The organism is Neoakkermansia glycaniphila (assembly GCF_900097105.1).
Lineage (GTDB): Bacteria > Verrucomicrobiota > Verrucomicrobiia > Verrucomicrobiales > Akkermansiaceae > Akkermansia > Akkermansia glycaniphila.
The window spans coordinates 2,377,389-2,392,522 of sequence record NZ_LT629973.1; the positions used below are offsets into that span (position 1 = coordinate 2,377,389).

A 15,134-nucleotide genomic window follows, 5' to 3' on the forward strand; every position below is an offset into this window, starting at 1 on the left:
GCAGGGAGGTGCGGTAGCTTTCGTTATTTGCCTCGCAGTGGCGGTGGGGTGGTGCCCGGTACGGGGCGGGATGCGCCGGAGCCGTCCCGTACTGCGCCTGCCGGGCGGCCGTCGGGGCGGGTGTATTCGGTACGTCCGTTGCGATGGACGGATGTGCCGACGGGTTGTCCGGACGGGTCGCGGTGGATGGTGCGCTGCGTGGTTGCAGATGGGGCTGCCGGGGCGGAGGTTGCGGGTTTGCTTCCGATGCCGGATATGCCTCCTGTGCGGTCTGTGGTGCCGCCGATGCGGGCAGGAGGAACCGCGCCGACCGCAAGATCGGCGGAGATGAGGCAGGCGAGCAGGGCAAGGGTGTGTTTTGTTGAGGTTTTCATGCCGGAGGAGTAGACGGTGTTTGACGGTCGGGCGTTCAATTATTTTTTGCCGGCATGGTGGGGAGGCGGGTTGGGGGGTGCCTTTGTGTCTTGACACGCTGCGGGCTTCTCCGTATAAAGTGGGGTATGAGCAGGCCGCAGGAGAGGAAGGTTTCAAAGTCCGAGGTGTCGAAGGGGGCGATTATGCGGGCGGCTGTGGAGGATTTTACGCGGCGGGGTTACGAGGGAGCGACGATTCGGGATATCGCGACGGCGGCGGATGCTTCGATCGGGCTGATCCGGTACCATTTCGGGCATAAGTCGGATTTGTACCGCGATACGCTGGCGTTCGTGTCGGAGCAGTATAATGAGGTTTGCCTGGAGGCTTTGGCTGAGGCGAAGGCGTCGGGCGAGGCCGGGAAGATCGTGTTTTCGTGGATGGCTGCTCCGTTGACGGGGTGGAGGGATGATTCCGTGGTGTCAGGCGGGCAGGTGCTTTGTTTTCTGAATAAGATGGGGTATGAGAGTCCGGAGTTGACGCGGGATGTGTACGAGTCCCATTTTTCGTATGCGATCCGCGAGTGGCATGAGGCAATGCGGGCGTTTTTCCCGGGGATGGCGGATGGCGATTGGCTGTGGTGCCTGACGATGCTGCGCGGGATGTATTTCAATATCGTGGCGCACAATGAGACGAATCTGTGGTCGCTGCCTGCGGTGAGCAATAAGGTGGCTGCTCTGCAACGGCTGGCCGAGGATGCCGTGCTGCTGATGCGGTCTTACGACAGGGTGTGACAGGTTGCCGTCAGTGTGGCCGGGTGTCTGGCTGTGACAAGGTGGTACTCCGGTAGTAGAGGTGCATTTGCAGTGCGTTGAAGAGGTTGTGGTAGATGACGTAGAAGACGGGGCCGAGGAAGACGAGGGTGTTGTCCGCATAGGTCATGGCGAGGTAGATGGTGATGATGGTATTTTTCTGTCCGAGGGCCTGGGAGCATTCGCGTTTGTAGTGCGGGTAGCCGATGCGGTAGCCGAGTAGGAAGCCCGCCGCGCAGACGATGAAGGAGATGGTGGCGACAGGAGCCATGGCCTGCCACGGGATGTGGATGGCGCTGATGGTGGAGACGGCCCGTGCGGCGATGAGGATGAGGGAGAATATCCAGAGGGCGAAGGAGACGTCCGCGAGGCGGTTCGACCACTGGCGGCTGGCGGGGTAGAGGCGCCGGATGGCAAGCGCGGCAAGGGCCGGGAGGATGAGGAGTGAGGTGACGCGCCCGGCGATGTCGAAGAAGAAGCCTTCGTGTACGTTGCCGATGACGAGTGGCATGAGGAGGGGGAGTGCTGCGGTGATGGCAAGCTGGCTGAGGACGAGGGCGGTGACGCAGAATTCGACGTTGCCCTTCATGAGTTTGACGATGACGGGTGCCGAGGCGGCCATGGGTGCGATGCCGCAGAAGAAGGCGGCTTCCGCCCAGACGGGTTCTCCGAATAGTTTCAGGATGCCCCATGCGGCAACGCCCAGAAGGATGTTGGCGGCTATGAGCAGGAGGTGGAGTCGGTTGGGTTTGAGTTTGGGTAGTTGGAGTCCGAGGAAGGTGATGCCGAGCATGAGGATGATGTTCCACTGGAGCAGGTAGTCGAGGCTGCTCAGGGAGGGGAATAGCCCCCCGATGACGAAGGCGATGACGAGGGCGCCCGTTCGTATGGCGGAGGGGTTCATGCGGCGGGAGTTCCGTTATTGTTCCCGGAGCCATTGGGCCGCCTGGGGCGCGGCGTAGGTGAGGATCATGTCCGCTCCGGCGCGGCGGATGGAGAGGAGGGTTTCGAGGGTGGCGCTGCGTTCGTCGATCCAGCCGGAGGCGGCTGCGGATTTGAGCATGAGGTATTCCCCGCTGACGTGGTAGGCGGCGATGGGGAGGCTGCAGTGGGCACGCATGGCGGCGATGACGTCGAGGTAGAGGGTGGCGGGTTTGACCATGAGCATGTCCGCGCCTTCGTTGATGTCGAGGTCGGCTTCACGAAGGGCTTCGCGGATGTTGGCGGGGTCCATCTGGTATGTTTTTTTGTCTCCGGTTTTGGGCGAGCTTTCGAGGGCTCCCCGGAAGGGTCCGTAAAGGGCGCTGGCGTATTTGGCGGTGTAGGCGAGGATGGAGACGTTGTCGAGGGCTTCGCTGTCGAGGGTGGCGCGGATGGCGGCGACGCGGCCGTCCATCATGTCGCTGGGGGAGATGATGTCCGCCCCGGCATCGGCATGGCAGAGGGCCTGCCGGCAGAGGATTTCGATGGTTTCGTCGTTGAGGATTTCGTAGGTGCCATCCGGCCGGAATTCGACGATGCCGTCGTGGCCGTCGGAGTTGAAGGGGTCGAGCGCGACGTCGGTCATGATGGTGATGTCGGGCAGGGCGTTTTTGAGGGCGTTGATGGCCTGGGGGATGATGCCGTCCGGGTTCCATGCTTCGTCGGCCGTGGGTGTTTTTTTGTCGTCGGGGACGACGGCGAAGAGGTCGACGGTGGTGATGCCGAGGTCGATGAGCCGCCGGCATTCTTCGACGAGTCCTGCGACGCTCCATCGGGTGCAGCCGGGGAGGCTGGAGATGGGTGTGTTTTCCGTGCCTTCCTGGACGAACATGGGGTAGATGAGGTTTGCTGCGCTGAGGGATGTTTCGCGGATGAGGCCTCGGATGCCTTCGCTTTTGCGGTTGCGGCGTGGACGGATCGGAAGGTGGAACATGGAAGGGAGTATGCGCCCGTGCGTTTTTGTTGTAAAGTGGAATTTCAGGCATGGATGGAGGCTTCGCTTCCTTGTGCCGAACGGGGAAGGTGAGGTTTTTGCGGCAGCGGGGAATCTGTTTTTGCATTGCGGAATGCGCTGTGGTAGGGTGTGGGCATGAAGAGTTTCTTCAAGAAGATTTTAGGGGCGGCATGTATTGGCCTGTCGCTGGGCGCGTTGCAGGCGGAGCCGAGCGCGGACGAGTTGCTGAAGGCGATGCGCGATATGTCGGTGAGCCAGGGGGAGAAGGATGTGCAGGGGCAGATCCGGAAGGGGCGTACGAAGATTCCGTTCGGGATGAGCGTGCGCAACGGCGTGATTGCGTTCCAGTATAAGCTGAATGATGTATGGAATCGTTTCGATTTGCATATCAAGGCGAAGGGGGTGGATATCATGGAGGTGAAGGATGGCAAGGCGACGGTGCTTCCAGTGGCGAAGTACGCAACTCCGCTGGCGGGTACGGATGTGTGTTACGAGGATATGTCTCTGCGTTTCCTGTACTGGAAGGGCGGGGTGCTGGAGGATGCCGGAGAGGATGCCCGGATCAAGGGGCGCGATTGCTGGGTGGTGCGTATTCAGAATCCGACGAAGTCGGGGCAGTTTGCCTGGGTGCGCGTGTGGATCGATAAGGAGAACGGGACGACGTGGCAGATCGACGGTTACGGAGCCGACGGGGAGTTGAAGAAGAGGATTTCGATTACTTCGGTGCAGAAGCTGAAGGACGGTTCGTGGTTTTTCAAGCAGATGAAGCTGGAGGTGCGCGATCCGAAGGATTCATCCCGGACGGTTGCCCTCGATTATATCGAGATGGACGATCTTCCCGGCAAGAAGTGATGGCAATGGCGGATGGTGTGCATGGTTTGATGCGGCCTCTTGCCTGCGCCCACGATTGGGTGGAGCGTGTGCTGGTGCCGGGTGATTCCGCAGTGGATGCGACGGCGGGGAACGGGTACGATACGCTGTTTCTCGCCCGGCTGGTAGGGCCTTCGGGGCATGTGCATGCGTTCGATGTGCAGGCCGCCGCGCTGGAGGAGACTCGCCGCCGGCTGATGCGGGAGGGTTGCGGGGAGAGGGTGTCGCTGCATGAATGCAGCCATTCCCGCATGCGCGAGGCGGTGCCGGATGGTGTGAAGGCGGTGATGTTCAATCTGGGTTATTTGCCCGGAAGCGATCATGCGGTGAAGACGGTGAAGGAGGAGACGGTTCCTGCCGTGCAGGCTGCTTCGGAGTTGCTGCTGCCCGGCGGTGTGCTGACGGTGATGTGTTATCCCGGCCATGAGGGAGGGCGCGAGGAGTGCGAGGCGGTGGAGGAGTTTCTGGAATCGCTGCCTCTGCCGCAGTGGAGGGTGGTGCGCCTTGCGAGTGCGAACGGCAGTTCGGATGCTGCGTTTCTGCTGGCTGCTCTGCGGGTTCCGGGGAAGTGACGGTGCGAGGCGGCGCCGGGTGAGAGGTTTCCTGAGGGGCTGTCTCATTTTCTCCTTTCATTCGGTTGATGGAAGGTGTATGTTCACCGCGCTCAATATTTTATTTTTAAGACATGAAGATCTGGTTCGACGGAAAGTTGGTGGATCGCGAGGACGCGAAAGTGTCCGTGTTCGATCACGGTGTTCTCTATGGTGACGGTTGTTTCGAAGGCATCCGTTTTTACGATGGCAAGATTTTCCGTCTGGAGGATCATTTGGTTCGTTTTTACAATTCCGCGCGCTATATTTTCCTGACGATTCCTTTTACGATGGATGAGCTGGCCGCCGCCTGCTGCGATACCGTGAACGCCAGCGGTCTGAAGGACGGTTATATCCGCCTTGTGGTGACTCGCGGCGAGGGCAATCTGGGGCTGAATCCGGCTAGCTGCCCGCGTGCCTGCGTGTTTGCGATTGTGTCTGAAATCACATTGTATCCCGCCGAGATGTACGAGAAGGGGCTGACGCTGATTACGAGTTCCGTGCGCCGCAATGCTCCTGCAGCTCTTTGCCCGCAGGTGAAGTCCCTGAATTACCTGAACAATATCATGGCGAAGCAGGAGGCCGTGCAACGCGGCGCAGGCGAAGCCCTGATGCTGAATGAGCAGGGTAATGTGGCCGAATGTACGGGCGACAATATTTTCATCGTGCGCGACGGCGTGGTGACGACTCCGCCCGTGACGGACGGTGCGCTTGACGGTATTACCCGGCAGGCGGTGATCGATATCTGCATTGAGCTGGAGATTCCGGTGGATGAGCGTACGATCAACCGCTACGATGTGATTTGCGCCGACGAGTGTTTTCTGACCGGTACGGCTGCCGAGGTGATTCCGGTGTCGTCTCTGGACGGCCATTCGATCAGCGACGGTATGGCCGGCCCGATTACGACCAAGATTCTGGCCCATTACCAGAATATGGTGCGTGCGACCGGTACGGTGTGCTAAAAAAGCAGATTTTTGTTTCAAAGGGGTAGCCGACTTTGGTTGGCTACCCTTTTTTCATGATCAATCGCCTGCTTCCAAAAGGCCGCTGGTGGGGTTGAGGGCAATCCAGCAGGACGGGGCAAAGAGACGAGGTGTCGGTTGCGTGAGGGTGGGCTGGTCGGATAGTGTGGTTTCCTCGAGCGAACATAAGAGATGGCTGGTGATGAACATGGCTGCCATGATTGCGATTTGGGCACGACGTGAGATGATCCGGTGAGCTCCGCACAAAAAGGCTGGGATGGCGAATAGCGCATAGAGGTAGTAGGTTGCGTGGGTATAAGTGTGCAGGCCTATACCAGCAGAACGCCCGCTGATCAGGATGTCGAACGATAAGATGAGGCAGAGCGCAAAGAGTATTTTCCTGAATTTACTGCCGGGGAAAATCGTTTGTTTTTTAGCGTTCACGTTTTTTATGCTGGATTGTTTGTGATAAGTTGTCAACAATATTGTCGATGCCTTCCGTTGTGCAGTATGCCAAAACTTGCGAGGGTTGGAAGGAAAACAAGTTACTGTCATATTTTGTTCTTATGGATCGTGTGTTGGGCGAAGGCCGTTTTTTGAAGTTGGTGCGTACGGCGCAGGGTTGGGAGTATGCGGAGAGGACTCGCGGTACGGGCGCGGTGATGATGTTTGCTGCGACGGAGGATGGGCGTGTGGTGCTGGTGGAGGAGTTTCGCCCTCCGGTGGGGTGTTCCTGCATTTGTTTTCCCGCAGGTTTGAAAGGTGATGTGGAGGTTGGCGAGGCGGCGGCGGATTCGGCTCGCCGTGAATTGCTGGAAGAGGCCGGGTATGAGGCGGAGGAGATGAGGTTTCTGTTTACGGGGCCTTCTTCGCCGGGTATGACTTCCGAGACGGTGGATTTCTTTCTTGCTCAAGGCTTGCGGAAGGTGTCGGCAGGCGGCGGGGTGGAGAACGAGCGTATTACGGTGCATGAGGTGCCGCTCGACGGTGTGGACGCATGGCTGGAAGCGCGGATGCAGGCCGGGGCAATGGTTGATCCCCGTGTGTATACGGGACTTTATTTCCTGTCGGAACGGGGATAGGTTTCCGGTTCAGGCGTGAGGCTTCGGTGTGCCGATGGCTGCTTGTTGCCGTTCTTTCGGTTCGGTTGAAGCTGTATTCTGTTGTTTTTTGAGGCATTCCGGCATGTCTCCGGTGTAGGGAGATGCATTGGGCCGGGTGAGGTCGAGTGTGGGGTCGTAGTACGGCGTAGCGATGCCGAAGAGGCCGAGGAGGGTGTGGAAGATGTGTTCCTGCCCGATTGTTTTTTCGGTGTTGCTGCGCAGTCCGTCCAGTGCCTTGGCGTAGTGGGGATGAAGTTTTTCGAAGGAGGGGGAGGTGATGAGGAAGAAGGGGACGATGCACCCGGTGGTGTCGTGGTAGCGCAGGGTGGAGTTGCCGAGGCCGCCGCGGCCCCAGATGCCGTCATGCCCGAGGAATTCGCCGTGGTCGCTGATGTAGAGGTAGACGAAGGGTCGGTTGCCCATGTAGCCGACGATTTGGCGGATGTAGTCGTCGAGGTAATAGACGGTGTTGTCGTAGGCGTTGTTGATGCCTTCGGCATTGGCCTCGGGGTTTTCGAAGCTGGTGAAGGCCGGTTGGAAGGGGGCGTGCTGTTCGTCGAAGTAGCAGAAGGGTGTGTGCGTGCCTTCGTTGTTGATGAAGAGGACGAGGTTGTTGCTGCCGTTTTCATCGATGGTCCGTTTGATGTCCGGCAGGCCGCTCATGGGATAGGCGGGGGAGTTGTAGCTTTGTTTCGAGACCTGGGTGAGGAGCCGGACGACGCGGTCGTATTTGAGTTTCTGGGCGACTTTGTTGCCGAAGAAGGAGTAGATGTCGAAGTTGTGTTTGGCGATGATGTTGAGGATGGAGCCGGTGGTGGGCTGCATGCATGGATCGGTGTCGCGCAGGCCCCGGCGGCCGTTGGTGAGGATGCTGATTTGGGCCTGGCAGGTGTCCGGCGCGACGGAGATGGTGCGGGGGAAGTTGATGAGGCCCGGAGCTGTGTTCAGATAGGGGGTTGTGATTCTGTGGTATCCGTTGAGGGAGAGCCTGTCGGCACGGACACTTTCGCCGATGTGGACGACGAGGATGATGCCCTGGTTCGGGAGGATGGTGTCGCACCGAGATGGTTGTTCGGTGGGGTCGGGAAGGCTTTTTACTTGGTTGATGGTGTCTTCGTTGGTTTCGACTGCTTCGATATAGGCGTTGGCAAGGTTGTAGAATTCACTGCCGGGCCAGTAGTAGTCCTGGCTTTGCCGCTCCATGGGGATGGAGAGGCCCCAGAGGGCCATGATGCCGAGGGAGGCCAGTCCGGTGCGGAGAAGCTGCATTTTCGGGAAGGTGCGCATGCAGCGGTGGAGGCCGTAGCAGACGGCGGCGGTGACGATGAGGAGCCCGGTGAAGCTGAGGATGTTGCCCCAGCCGCTGTAGGCGGATATTTCTTCAGGCGAGGCTTCGAGCGTGGCTGCGACGACGAGGGAGTTGATGGTGGTGCCGTACTGGATGTACATGCAGGTCTGCATTAATTCGAGCAGGAAGAAGGGTGCCCATACGATGAGTGCCCATGAGCGCATGAGCGCCCATGTGGCGGCGAGCATGCCGAGGGTGGTGGCGAGGATGAGAGGGAGTTTCCACGGGTCCGTCCACAGGTAGAGGTTGTATACGATATTGAGGACGAAGCTGAGGCCGAGGAGTATCAGGATGCTTCGGGAGGAGAGAAAGGAGGTGTCTTTGCGGAGAGTTTTCAGGGTGAACCATGCGCCTGCCAGCAGGGCCATGAAGGCATAGGCCGAGATGTGGATGGCATCGAAGGGTGTGAAGAGGTGTTTGGCGCCGAAGGCGATGCTGATGGCGGCAAAGATGAGAAGCAGGATCAGTGGGCAGCGTGCGCTGAAGAGGTGCCGCTTGATGCTGTGCAGGGAAAACATGGGGGTCGGGAGTGTGCCTGGCAGTCGGAAAAACCGGCGGAATCTCACGAGAGAGTCCGCCGGCCGGGAAGTGTAAGCTGGATCAGTGGCTGCACTTGCAGTCGCCGCCATCCTTGCAGTCGCAGTCGTCGCCGCATTCTCCGTCGCAGCCGCAATCGCCGCCGCAGGAGCAGGAGGAGCTCATGGATTGTTTGCGTGCTTCTTCCACTTCTTCGAGGGAGGGAGCGCGGCCGAGGTCGATGGACATGCCGATGAACTGGCTGATGGTGCCGAGGATTTCATCGATCTGCTGGCGGGATTCGAGGAAACCGCGGGCAAGTTCGTTGGAGACGACCGCTTCGCGCAGTTTGTCGAATTTGGAGATTTCCTCTTCGGTCGGCGGCATGCCGGCGAGGTGTTTGTTGCGGAGTTCTTCGCCGTAGGAGTTGACTTCCTGGAAGAGTTTGGTGGCTTCGGCATTTTGGAAGAAAAGGCCGATGCGGGCTTTGGCGGAGATCACTTTCTGGTCTTGGGCAAGGGCGTTGCAAAGTTCCTGGGTGAGCCGGACGATGTCTGGATTGAGCGATGTGTTCATTGCCCGGCAATGATCTCATAGTGGGGGGCATAATGCAATGACGAAACATTTCATGCAGCCGGGGGAATGGCAAATTCGAGTTGCCTCCGGGGTGGCGGGGTTTGAGCTTGTGTCGTCTGGTGGTGTGTGGTAGGGTTTTGCGTCCTTACCGTGGCGGTGTTTCTGGTGTCCGTCCGGTGTGGGGCATGGGTGCCATGTCGAGTCGTGATGCAGTGCAGTTGAGTTGTTTGCCGGAGGAGTCGGTGCGAGCCGTTGAGGCCCGCAAGGGGCTGCTCTGGTGGCTGGGCGTGGCGTTGTGTGCGGGGCTGGCTTTGTACGGGCTGGGCTGGAGTGCATGGAGGCTGGCTTCGGAGGGTGTGGGGCTGCTGGGGGTGAATAACGATGTGCCCTGGGGGTGGGATATTGTGAATTTCGTGTTCTGGATCGGGATCGGCCATGCGGGGACTTTGATTTCTTCGGTGCTGCTGTTGACTCATCAGGGGTGGCGTACGCCGATTGCACGGGCGGCGGAGTTGATGACGATTTGCGCTGTGGTGTGCGCGGGGATTTTTCCGCTGGTGCATGTGGGGCGTATCTGGGTGGTGTGGATGGTTTCTCCGTTTCCCGATGCGAGCGGGGTGTTTCCGGATATCGGTTCGGCTTTGGTGTGGGATGTGCTGGCGGTGGGGACGTATTTCTGCCTTTCGCTGTTGTATTGGTGGATCGGGATGATTCCCGATTTGGCGTTGATGCGCGATCGATGCGCTTCGTGGTGGCTGAAGAGGTTTTATGGTGCGCTGGCCTGCGGCTGGCGCGGGACAGGTCGGCAGTGGGCGGTGTTTCGCCGGGCGAATGTGGCGATGGCCTGCGTGCTGGCTCCGCTGGTGGTGACGGTTCATTCGGTGGTGAGTTGCGATTTTGCGACGACGGTGAAGCCCGGTTGGCATGAGACGATGTTCCCCCCGATGTTTGTGGCGGGAGCGATTCTGAGCGGGATGGCGATGGTGCAGCTCGTGGCGTTGTTCGACCGGGGAGTGCGGCTGCGCGCTGCTTCCGTGCAGCAGGTGATGAGCCGGTTCGTGTTGGGTTTCTCGTGGATGATGGCGGTGTTCTATGCGGTGGAAGCCGGAATGGCGTTGCTGGAGGGCGGTACGGTGGCCGAGGTGATGGTGCAGAGGGTGTGCGGTGAGTATGCCTGGTGGTTCTGGGCGATGCTGGCGGGGAATGTGCTTGTGCCGCAGTTGTATTGGGTGAAGCGGTGGAGGTCGAATCCGGCAGTGGTGGCGGCGGTTTCCGTGTCGGTGTTGTTCGGGATGTGGCTGGAGCGTGTGGTGATTGTGGTGGGGAGTTCGCTGGTATCGTTTTTGCCCGGGCAGGAGGGCGGGTATGTGCCGAGTCCGACGGACTGGTGGATGCTGGCAGGGAGCGTAGGGCTGTTTGTTTGCCTGTATGCCTTGCTGGGCAGGCGGATGCCTCCGGAGTTCGGTTTGCATGGGGACGGTTCGCCAGCGGTGCGCCGCCGGGCGTGGAGGGCATGGATTCCCGCGGCTGGCGCCGTGTTCGGGATGGCGGTGGTGCTGGTGTGGGTTTGGCTGACGCAGGATTGTGCGACTTCGGCGGTGGTGCAGGGGCGTGCGCCGGGATGGGAGCGCTGGGTGGATTTTGTGCCGGCGGTGTTTGTGGGCGGTTTGCTGGGTGCCGGGTTGTGGGCGGTTGCCGGTTTTTTTGCTTGTTCGGGGTTGCCACGGTGGTATCATCCCGATTTCGATGAGTAGTTTGATGATTCAATGATGGAAAGGATATGACGGGATGCAGCGTGTCGGTTTGATTGTTTGCCTGATAGCCGCTTTTGTCGCGGCGGTGGCGGTATGGAATTATTTGGAGCGGGCCGACCGGAATGACGGGCGGCTGGTGCGCGATATGGTGCAGGTGCAGGAATCCAGAGATTGGGAAGTGCCTTCCAAGACGGCTCCGCAGAGTACGACTGCCCATGCGGACGGGTTCCGGAGGCAGGACGGTTCGTACGAGATGTCCGGAAATTCTTCGGATGGCGGTGCGGAGCTGCCGGTAAAGTGGAGTTCCGCGAAGGAGGTGATCAGGATGCAGGGGCTCGGTGCGAGGGTGTATGCCAATCATTGCGTTTCGTGCCACGGGGTGCGGGGTGCGGGGGACGGGAAGTCCGCTGCGGCTGAGGGGATGCCTGCAGTGGCGGCGTTTCAGAACGAGAAGTATGCGACGTTTTCGCTCGGGCGGTTTTATAAGAGTATTGCGGACGGGCAGGGGAATATGCCTGCGTATGGCGATAAGCTGACGGTGGAGGAGCTTTGGGCGGCGGCTTTGTGGGTGTTCCATTTGCGTACGCTTTCACCGCTCAATTTGGAGAATAATGGGTGACGGTGTGTCCAGCGGTGTATCTGGCGGTTCTTTCGCTTTTTCGCGGCGGGGGGTGCTGCTGCTGTGCCTGGGTGTGCTGATGGTGGCGGGGGTGATGTTGCACCGGGTGTATGAGGCGTGGCCATCGGATGAGGGTTCGTTTTTCGGGGTGCCGATGTTCCGGTGGAAGGCTGCTTTGGCGACCGGGGTGTTTTGTTCCGGGGTGTTGGCGGCGGCGCTGGGGTTGGGTGCGTTGTTTTGGTGGATGGTGTTGCGGGTGACGGGTGCCGGCTGGAGCGATGATGTGCGCGGTGTGTGGTGTGGCCTGTGCCGGGCTTCGGTGTGGGGCTGGCTGTTGGTGTTGCTTGTTTTGCAGGTGATGCTTCCGGTGCTGTACCCATGGGCGATGGAGGCGGCGCGCGCTGCGGCGGCAGGGCAGGCGGTGGATTGGGGCGGGAACGATGTGCGCGGTTGGTGGCTGGCGGAGCCGTTTTTCAAGGGAAGGTCTTGTGCGGTTTTCGGTTTGTTTGCGGTGATGTTTTTGCTGATGGGGATGTTCCGCCGGAGGGGGCGGGTTCGGCATGAGCGTCTTGTGGCGGCGGTGTGCCTGCCGCTGCTGGTGGCGGCAGTTGCCGTGGCGGGGGTGGATTGGTGGATGGTGCGGTCGGCCTGGGTTTCGTCGATGCTGCCTTTCTGTTTTCTGGCGTTCGGTGCGACGGCGGCTGTTGCTTCGGCAGTGCTGGCCGGTGCCGGTTCTTGGACGAAGAGTGTGGTGAGGAAGATGGGTTTGCTGCTGCTGGCGGCTTTGGCTTTTAAGGTGTATTTTTCCTATTCCCAGTTCATGTTGATTCAATACGGCAATTTGCCGCATGAGTGGGAGTTTTACCGCGTGCGTTCGGCGGGGATGTGGGAGGGCTGGCTTCCGGCGATGTTCGGCGTTTGGGTGTTGTGCGTGCTGGCGATGGCTTTCGTGCCTGCCTGCCGCAGGCGGCGGGGTGCGCTGCGGGTGGTGGCGGTGCTGGCCTTGGCGGCGAGTGCGGCGGAGGGGTTCTGGTATGTGGCTCCGGGTATCGTGTGGGATGTTCCCGATGCTGCTTTCGTGTGGGTGTATGCCGGGTGCCTGGCCGTGGTGGCCGGGATGGGCTGGCTGGTTTTCAGGGCGTTCGGTTCCGGAAGGGAGGCGGAGGAATGAAGTCTCCGTCCGTGCTGCCTTTGTCGGACGATGTGTCGCGCCCCGGCGTTCCGGTGCCGCGTCCGCTTCCGTCGCCCGTGTTGTCCGCCGAGGCGTTGGCATGGCTGCGGTGGTCGTTGCGGTGGCTGTGCCTGGCTGCTTTGGCAGGGCTGGCTTCATGTATGCCGGTGTGCGCGGCCCGGTGGCTGCCGGGTGTGCTTGTGCCGCCGGAGGTGCCGTATGTGTTCCAATCCCTGTTTTTGGCAGGATGGGTTTGGATGGGGCTGTTTGCCGCTTTCGTGCAGGCGATTCCCCCGGAGTGCAAGTCGGTTTTGCGGCTGGTGCGCCTGCTGCGCGACGGCTGGAATGTGCTGGTGGCCGTGGCGGCCTGTTCTGTGTGGGGAGGCGTGGGGAGCGGTTTTTGGTGGATGCCAGCCGCACCGTGGCTGGTACCCTGTTTTTTGCTGTTGATGGCCGGGAGTTGTTGTGTCGTGGGGATGGTGCGGCGTGCCGGGGTGGCCCGGTGGGCGCAGGCGGCGGAAGCCGGGCTGTTTGCCTTGGGTTGTGGCGTTCTGGCGGGGTCATGGCTGGATCCGTGGGGTTGGGTGCCGGGCTGGTGCGGATGGGCCGTGCTGATGGCTGCCGGGCTGTGCTGGGTGTTCAGGTTTGCGGGTAGCCGGGGGGTGTGGGTGCGCTGCTGGTCGGCGGCGGTGTGGAGCGTGGCCTCCGGTTTGCTGTTCGGGCTTCCGGCGGTGTATGGTTGGGGGTATCCGCTGGGCGGAGCTTGCCTGCTGTTTGTTGTGGCCTCGGTGTGGGCGTTGTGCAGGTTGAGGCGGCGGCATGGTGCAGCGGGCGGTTCGAAGAAGGCTGCGTGCGATTGTTCGTGGCGGATGGGAGTGGGCTGTGCCGGTCTTGCCGCGGCGGTTGCGGGAGCGTGTTTTGTGTTTATTGTTCCGATGCAGGATGCTGCGGCATGGAAGAGCGACGGTGCGCGGGTGTTGGCGGGCAGAGGTTGCCTGCTGTGCCATGCTTGCGGCCCGGTGTCTTCCGTGACGGGGCTGGGGCCGTCGCTGGACGGTTTGATGGGGCGCGTGCAGGGCAAGGTGTCCGTGGAGGAGAGGATGGTGGCTTCTCCCCGCGAGTGGTTGTATCTGCATCTTTATAATCCGGGCGATCGTTTGTGGGGAAAGGTGCGTTCGGCCTGTCCGGCGATGCCCGGTTTGTTTGAAGAGAGGGATTGTTCCGTGAAGGGCAGGTCACCGGAGGCGTTGCCTGTGCGTGTGTCTGCGGGGAGGGAGCTCGTTCCTTCTCCGGCGGCGGTGGCGCTGGTGGATTTTCTGTCGTCGCTCGAAGGGGCGGCTGGCGGTGCGGAGGATGCAGCGGCTTCGCAACAGGTTTTGCTGGCGAAGGGGAAGAGGCTGTATCTTTCCAAATGCGCCGTGTGCCACGGACGGAACGGTGCGGGCGATGCGGTGAATTATCCTCCGCTGGAGGGTTCGGAGTGGCTGGTGGAGGACGATGCCCGGTTGCGCGATGTTATCCGCAACGGTCTCGAAGGGAAGATCAAGGTGAAGGGCCGCGAGTGGGATTCCCTGATGCTGCCGCCGGGCGTGACGAAGGATGAGGATGCCGAAGCGATTATCCGGTATCTCAAGGCGGAGTTTGCCCCGAAACCGAAGCTGTGAGGTGTCGGTACGTGATGCGGGCGGCGTTTATTTGACAGGGACGCCGTTGTTTTCGAGGTAGGCGAGGAGGGTGGCCAGTTCTTCGGGAGTGAGGTCGCTTTTGACGACCCACAGGGCGAGGCGTTTGCCTCCGAGGAAGAGCAGGGCATCCGGTGTGAGATGGACGGAGGTGAAGGCGTTCAACGGGCCTTCGACTATTTCGCTGCCTTCGTAGCCGAACTGGAATTTGTCCGGGTAGAAGCGGTACGTTTTCCGTTTGTTGTAGGACGGAGAGAGTTTGCTGACTTTCAGCGCCATGTTGACGAGGTAGGGGATGTAGCCGAAGAGGGCGATGCAGCTCATGACGAAGCCCGCGATGGCGATCCACGCGTAGGTGGTTTGCCCGGTGTACATGAGGAGGATGGATGCCGCCGTGAAGAAGATGAGGACGATGGCGTCGAGCCAGGGTTTCCATTTGGGTTTGGAGACGCCGTACCACTGGGTGAGGATTTTTTTCATCATGTCGTCGCTGGGGGCGCCTTTGATGATTTCGATGTATTCGGCCATGGTGTGAAGAGGATGATGGTGGGATGCGGTGAAGGATGTGCGGACTGTGTGCCGCTTGCCGCAGTGTACACGTTCAGCAGGACTTTTGGCAAGTCCTTTTCATGAACCGTTTTCAGAAGTCGGCTGCCGGCGGTGGCGGGATTCGGAAGTTTTCTTCCGGGAGCACGTGTTCTCTTTTTTCGTCATACTGGTATCCGGGTTGAGGGGCGGGAGGCCGGAAGCGCTTCAATGCGGCTTGTTCGGGAGTGTTTTCGCGAGAGAAGGAGAGTGGTGCATGCCTCGTCCGGGGCTTGCGTTTCTCCATGATTTGATGGTA

The 15,134-nt window shown here is 60.4% G+C and carries 17 protein-coding genes; 9 read left to right on the plus strand and 8 right to left on the minus strand.

Annotated features, from left to right (window positions below; translation table 11 throughout):
• Positions 1-23: 23 nt before the first annotated feature.
• Positions 24-374: a hypothetical protein gene (locus PYTT_RS09960; protein ID WP_067775704.1), complete on the minus strand. Its 351-nt coding sequence runs from the start codon at positions 372-374 to the stop codon at positions 24-26.
• A 126-nt stretch (positions 375-500) separates the two neighbouring features.
• Between PYTT_RS09960 and PYTT_RS09965 the strand changes: the two genes are divergently transcribed.
• On the plus strand, positions 501-1,145 hold the full coding sequence (locus PYTT_RS09965; protein ID WP_067775701.1) for a TetR/AcrR family transcriptional regulator: 645 nt from the start codon (positions 501-503) through the stop codon (positions 1,143-1,145).
• 10 nt (positions 1,146-1,155) lie between these two features.
• Here PYTT_RS09965 and PYTT_RS09970 read toward each other — a convergent pair whose 3' ends face one another.
• Complete coding sequence (locus tag PYTT_RS09970) at positions 1,156-2,067, minus strand: hypothetical protein (protein WP_067775698.1); 912 nt, start codon at positions 2,065-2,067, stop codon at positions 1,156-1,158.
• Positions 2,068-2,082: 15 nt separating this feature from the next.
• Complete coding sequence (gene hemB / locus PYTT_RS09975) at positions 2,083-3,078, minus strand: porphobilinogen synthase (protein ID WP_067775695.1); 996 nt, start codon at positions 3,076-3,078, stop codon at positions 2,083-2,085.
• 156 nt (positions 3,079-3,234) lie between these two features.
• Here hemB and PYTT_RS09980 point away from each other — a divergent pair, with 156 nt between their 5' ends.
• The 3 genes from PYTT_RS09980 to ilvE all read left to right on the plus strand — a co-directional run bounded on the left by PYTT_RS09980 (position 3,235) and on the right by ilvE (position 5,521).
• Positions 3,235-3,951, plus strand: a complete 717-nt coding sequence (locus tag PYTT_RS09980) for an outer membrane lipoprotein-sorting protein (RefSeq protein WP_067775692.1) — start codon at positions 3,235-3,237, stop codon at positions 3,949-3,951.
• Complete coding sequence (gene mnmM, locus PYTT_RS09985) at positions 3,951-4,541, plus strand: tRNA 5-(aminomethyl)-2-thiouridylate-methyltransferase MnmM (RefSeq protein WP_197677898.1); 591 nt, start codon at positions 3,951-3,953, stop codon at positions 4,539-4,541. The genes PYTT_RS09980 and mnmM overlap by 1 nt, the downstream gene beginning before the upstream one ends.
• Positions 4,542-4,654: 113 nt before the next feature.
• Positions 4,655-5,521 (plus strand): branched-chain-amino-acid transaminase, encoded by an 867-nt coding sequence (gene ilvE, locus PYTT_RS09990; protein WP_067775689.1) that lies wholly within the window; start codon positions 4,655-4,657, stop codon positions 5,519-5,521.
• 60 nt (positions 5,522-5,581) lie between these two features.
• Here ilvE and PYTT_RS09995 read toward each other — a convergent pair whose 3' ends face one another.
• Positions 5,582-5,965: a hypothetical protein gene (locus PYTT_RS09995; RefSeq protein WP_067775686.1), complete on the minus strand. Its 384-nt coding sequence runs from the start codon at positions 5,963-5,965 to the stop codon at positions 5,582-5,584.
• Positions 5,966-6,087: 122 nt separating this feature from the next.
• Here PYTT_RS09995 and PYTT_RS10000 point away from each other — a divergent pair, with 122 nt between their 5' ends.
• Positions 6,088-6,603, plus strand: a complete 516-nt coding sequence (locus tag PYTT_RS10000) for an NUDIX hydrolase (RefSeq protein ID WP_067775857.1) — start codon at positions 6,088-6,090, stop codon at positions 6,601-6,603.
• A 9-nt stretch (positions 6,604-6,612) separates the two neighbouring features.
• Here the strand turns inward: PYTT_RS10000 and PYTT_RS10005 are convergent, their stop codons facing one another.
• Both PYTT_RS10005 and PYTT_RS10010 read right to left on the minus strand, forming a co-directional pair.
• Positions 6,613-8,490, minus strand: coding sequence for a sulfatase-like hydrolase/transferase (locus PYTT_RS10005; protein ID WP_067775683.1), 1,878 nt, complete (start codon positions 8,488-8,490; stop codon positions 6,613-6,615).
• Positions 8,491-8,572: 82 nt separating this feature from the next.
• Positions 8,573-9,064, minus strand: coding sequence for a YlbF/YmcA family competence regulator (locus PYTT_RS10010; RefSeq protein WP_067775679.1), 492 nt, complete (start codon positions 9,062-9,064; stop codon positions 8,573-8,575).
• Between the two features lie 194 nt (positions 9,065-9,258).
• Here PYTT_RS10010 and nrfD point away from each other — a divergent pair, with 194 nt between their 5' ends.
• The 4 genes from nrfD to PYTT_RS13075 are packed head-to-tail and all read left to right on the plus strand — an operon-like array spanning position 9,259 to position 14,272.
• A complete protein-coding gene (nrfD, locus tag PYTT_RS10015; protein WP_071133444.1) occupies positions 9,259-10,818 on the plus strand; it encodes an NrfD/PsrC family molybdoenzyme membrane anchor subunit in 1,560 nt (519 codons plus the stop codon).
• A gap of 34 nt (positions 10,819-10,852) precedes the next feature.
• A complete protein-coding gene (locus PYTT_RS10020; protein WP_071133445.1) occupies positions 10,853-11,437 on the plus strand; it encodes a c-type cytochrome in 585 nt (194 codons plus the stop codon).
• Between the two features lie 4 nt (positions 11,438-11,441).
• Positions 11,442-12,608, plus strand: a complete 1,167-nt coding sequence (locus PYTT_RS10025) for a hypothetical protein (RefSeq protein ID WP_141675806.1) — start codon at positions 11,442-11,444, stop codon at positions 12,606-12,608.
• Entirely contained in the window at positions 12,605-14,272 is a 1,668-nt protein-coding gene (locus PYTT_RS13075; RefSeq protein ID WP_083076701.1) for a cytochrome c, read from the plus strand. Before PYTT_RS10025 ends, PYTT_RS13075 begins: the two co-directional genes overlap by 4 nt.
• A gap of 27 nt (positions 14,273-14,299) precedes the next feature.
• On the opposite strand, the gene PYTT_RS10045 is transcribed toward PYTT_RS13075, so the two are convergent.
• Both PYTT_RS10045 and PYTT_RS10050 read right to left on the minus strand, forming a co-directional pair.
• Entirely contained in the window at positions 14,300-14,818 is a 519-nt protein-coding gene (locus PYTT_RS10045; RefSeq protein WP_067775660.1) for a hypothetical protein, read from the minus strand.
• A gap of 112 nt (positions 14,819-14,930) precedes the next feature.
• The gene (locus PYTT_RS10050; RefSeq protein WP_067775657.1) at positions 14,931-15,122 is read right to left on the minus strand and encodes a hypothetical protein; all 192 of its coding nucleotides are present in this window, start codon (positions 15,120-15,122) and stop codon (positions 14,931-14,933) included.
• Positions 15,123-15,134: the final 12 nt, after the last annotated feature.

Bases quoted from the DNA above. Each gene is read 5' to 3' on its own strand.
- PYTT_RS09960 (WP_067775704.1), bottom strand. From the start codon at position 374: ATGAAAACCTCAACAAAACACACCCTTGCCCTGCTCGCCTGCCTCATC.
- PYTT_RS09965 (WP_067775701.1), top strand. From the start codon at position 501: ATGAGCAGGCCGCAGGAGAGGAAGGTTTCAAAGTCCGAGGTGTCGAAG.
- PYTT_RS09970 (WP_067775698.1), bottom strand. From the start codon at position 2,067: ATGAACCCCTCCGCCATACGAACGGGCGCCCTCGTCATCGCCTTCGTC.
- hemB (WP_067775695.1), bottom strand. From the start codon at position 3,078: ATGTTCCACCTTCCGATCCGTCCACGCCGCAACCGCAAAAGCGAAGGC.
- PYTT_RS09980 (WP_067775692.1), top strand. From the start codon at position 3,235: ATGAAGAGTTTCTTCAAGAAGATTTTAGGGGCGGCATGTATTGGCCTG.
- mnmM (WP_197677898.1), top strand. From the start codon at position 3,951: ATGGCAATGGCGGATGGTGTGCATGGTTTGATGCGGCCTCTTGCCTGC.
- ilvE (WP_067775689.1), top strand. From the start codon at position 4,655: ATGAAGATCTGGTTCGACGGAAAGTTGGTGGATCGCGAGGACGCGAAA.
- PYTT_RS10000 (WP_067775857.1), top strand. From the start codon at position 6,088: ATGGATCGTGTGTTGGGCGAAGGCCGTTTTTTGAAGTTGGTGCGTACG.
- PYTT_RS10005 (WP_067775683.1), bottom strand. From the start codon at position 8,490: ATGTTTTCCCTGCACAGCATCAAGCGGCACCTCTTCAGCGCACGCTGC.
- PYTT_RS10010 (WP_067775679.1), bottom strand. From the start codon at position 9,064: ATGAACACATCGCTCAATCCAGACATCGTCCGGCTCACCCAGGAACTT.
- nrfD (WP_071133444.1), top strand. From the start codon at position 9,259: ATGTCGAGTCGTGATGCAGTGCAGTTGAGTTGTTTGCCGGAGGAGTCG.
- PYTT_RS10020 (WP_071133445.1), top strand. From the start codon at position 10,853: ATGCAGCGTGTCGGTTTGATTGTTTGCCTGATAGCCGCTTTTGTCGCG.
- PYTT_RS13075 (WP_083076701.1), top strand. From the start codon at position 12,605: ATGAAGTCTCCGTCCGTGCTGCCTTTGTCGGACGATGTGTCGCGCCCC.
- PYTT_RS10045 (WP_067775660.1), bottom strand. From the start codon at position 14,818: ATGGCCGAATACATCGAAATCATCAAAGGCGCCCCCAGCGACGACATG.
- PYTT_RS10050 (WP_067775657.1), bottom strand. From the start codon at position 15,122: ATGGAGAAACGCAAGCCCCGGACGAGGCATGCACCACTCTCCTTCTCT.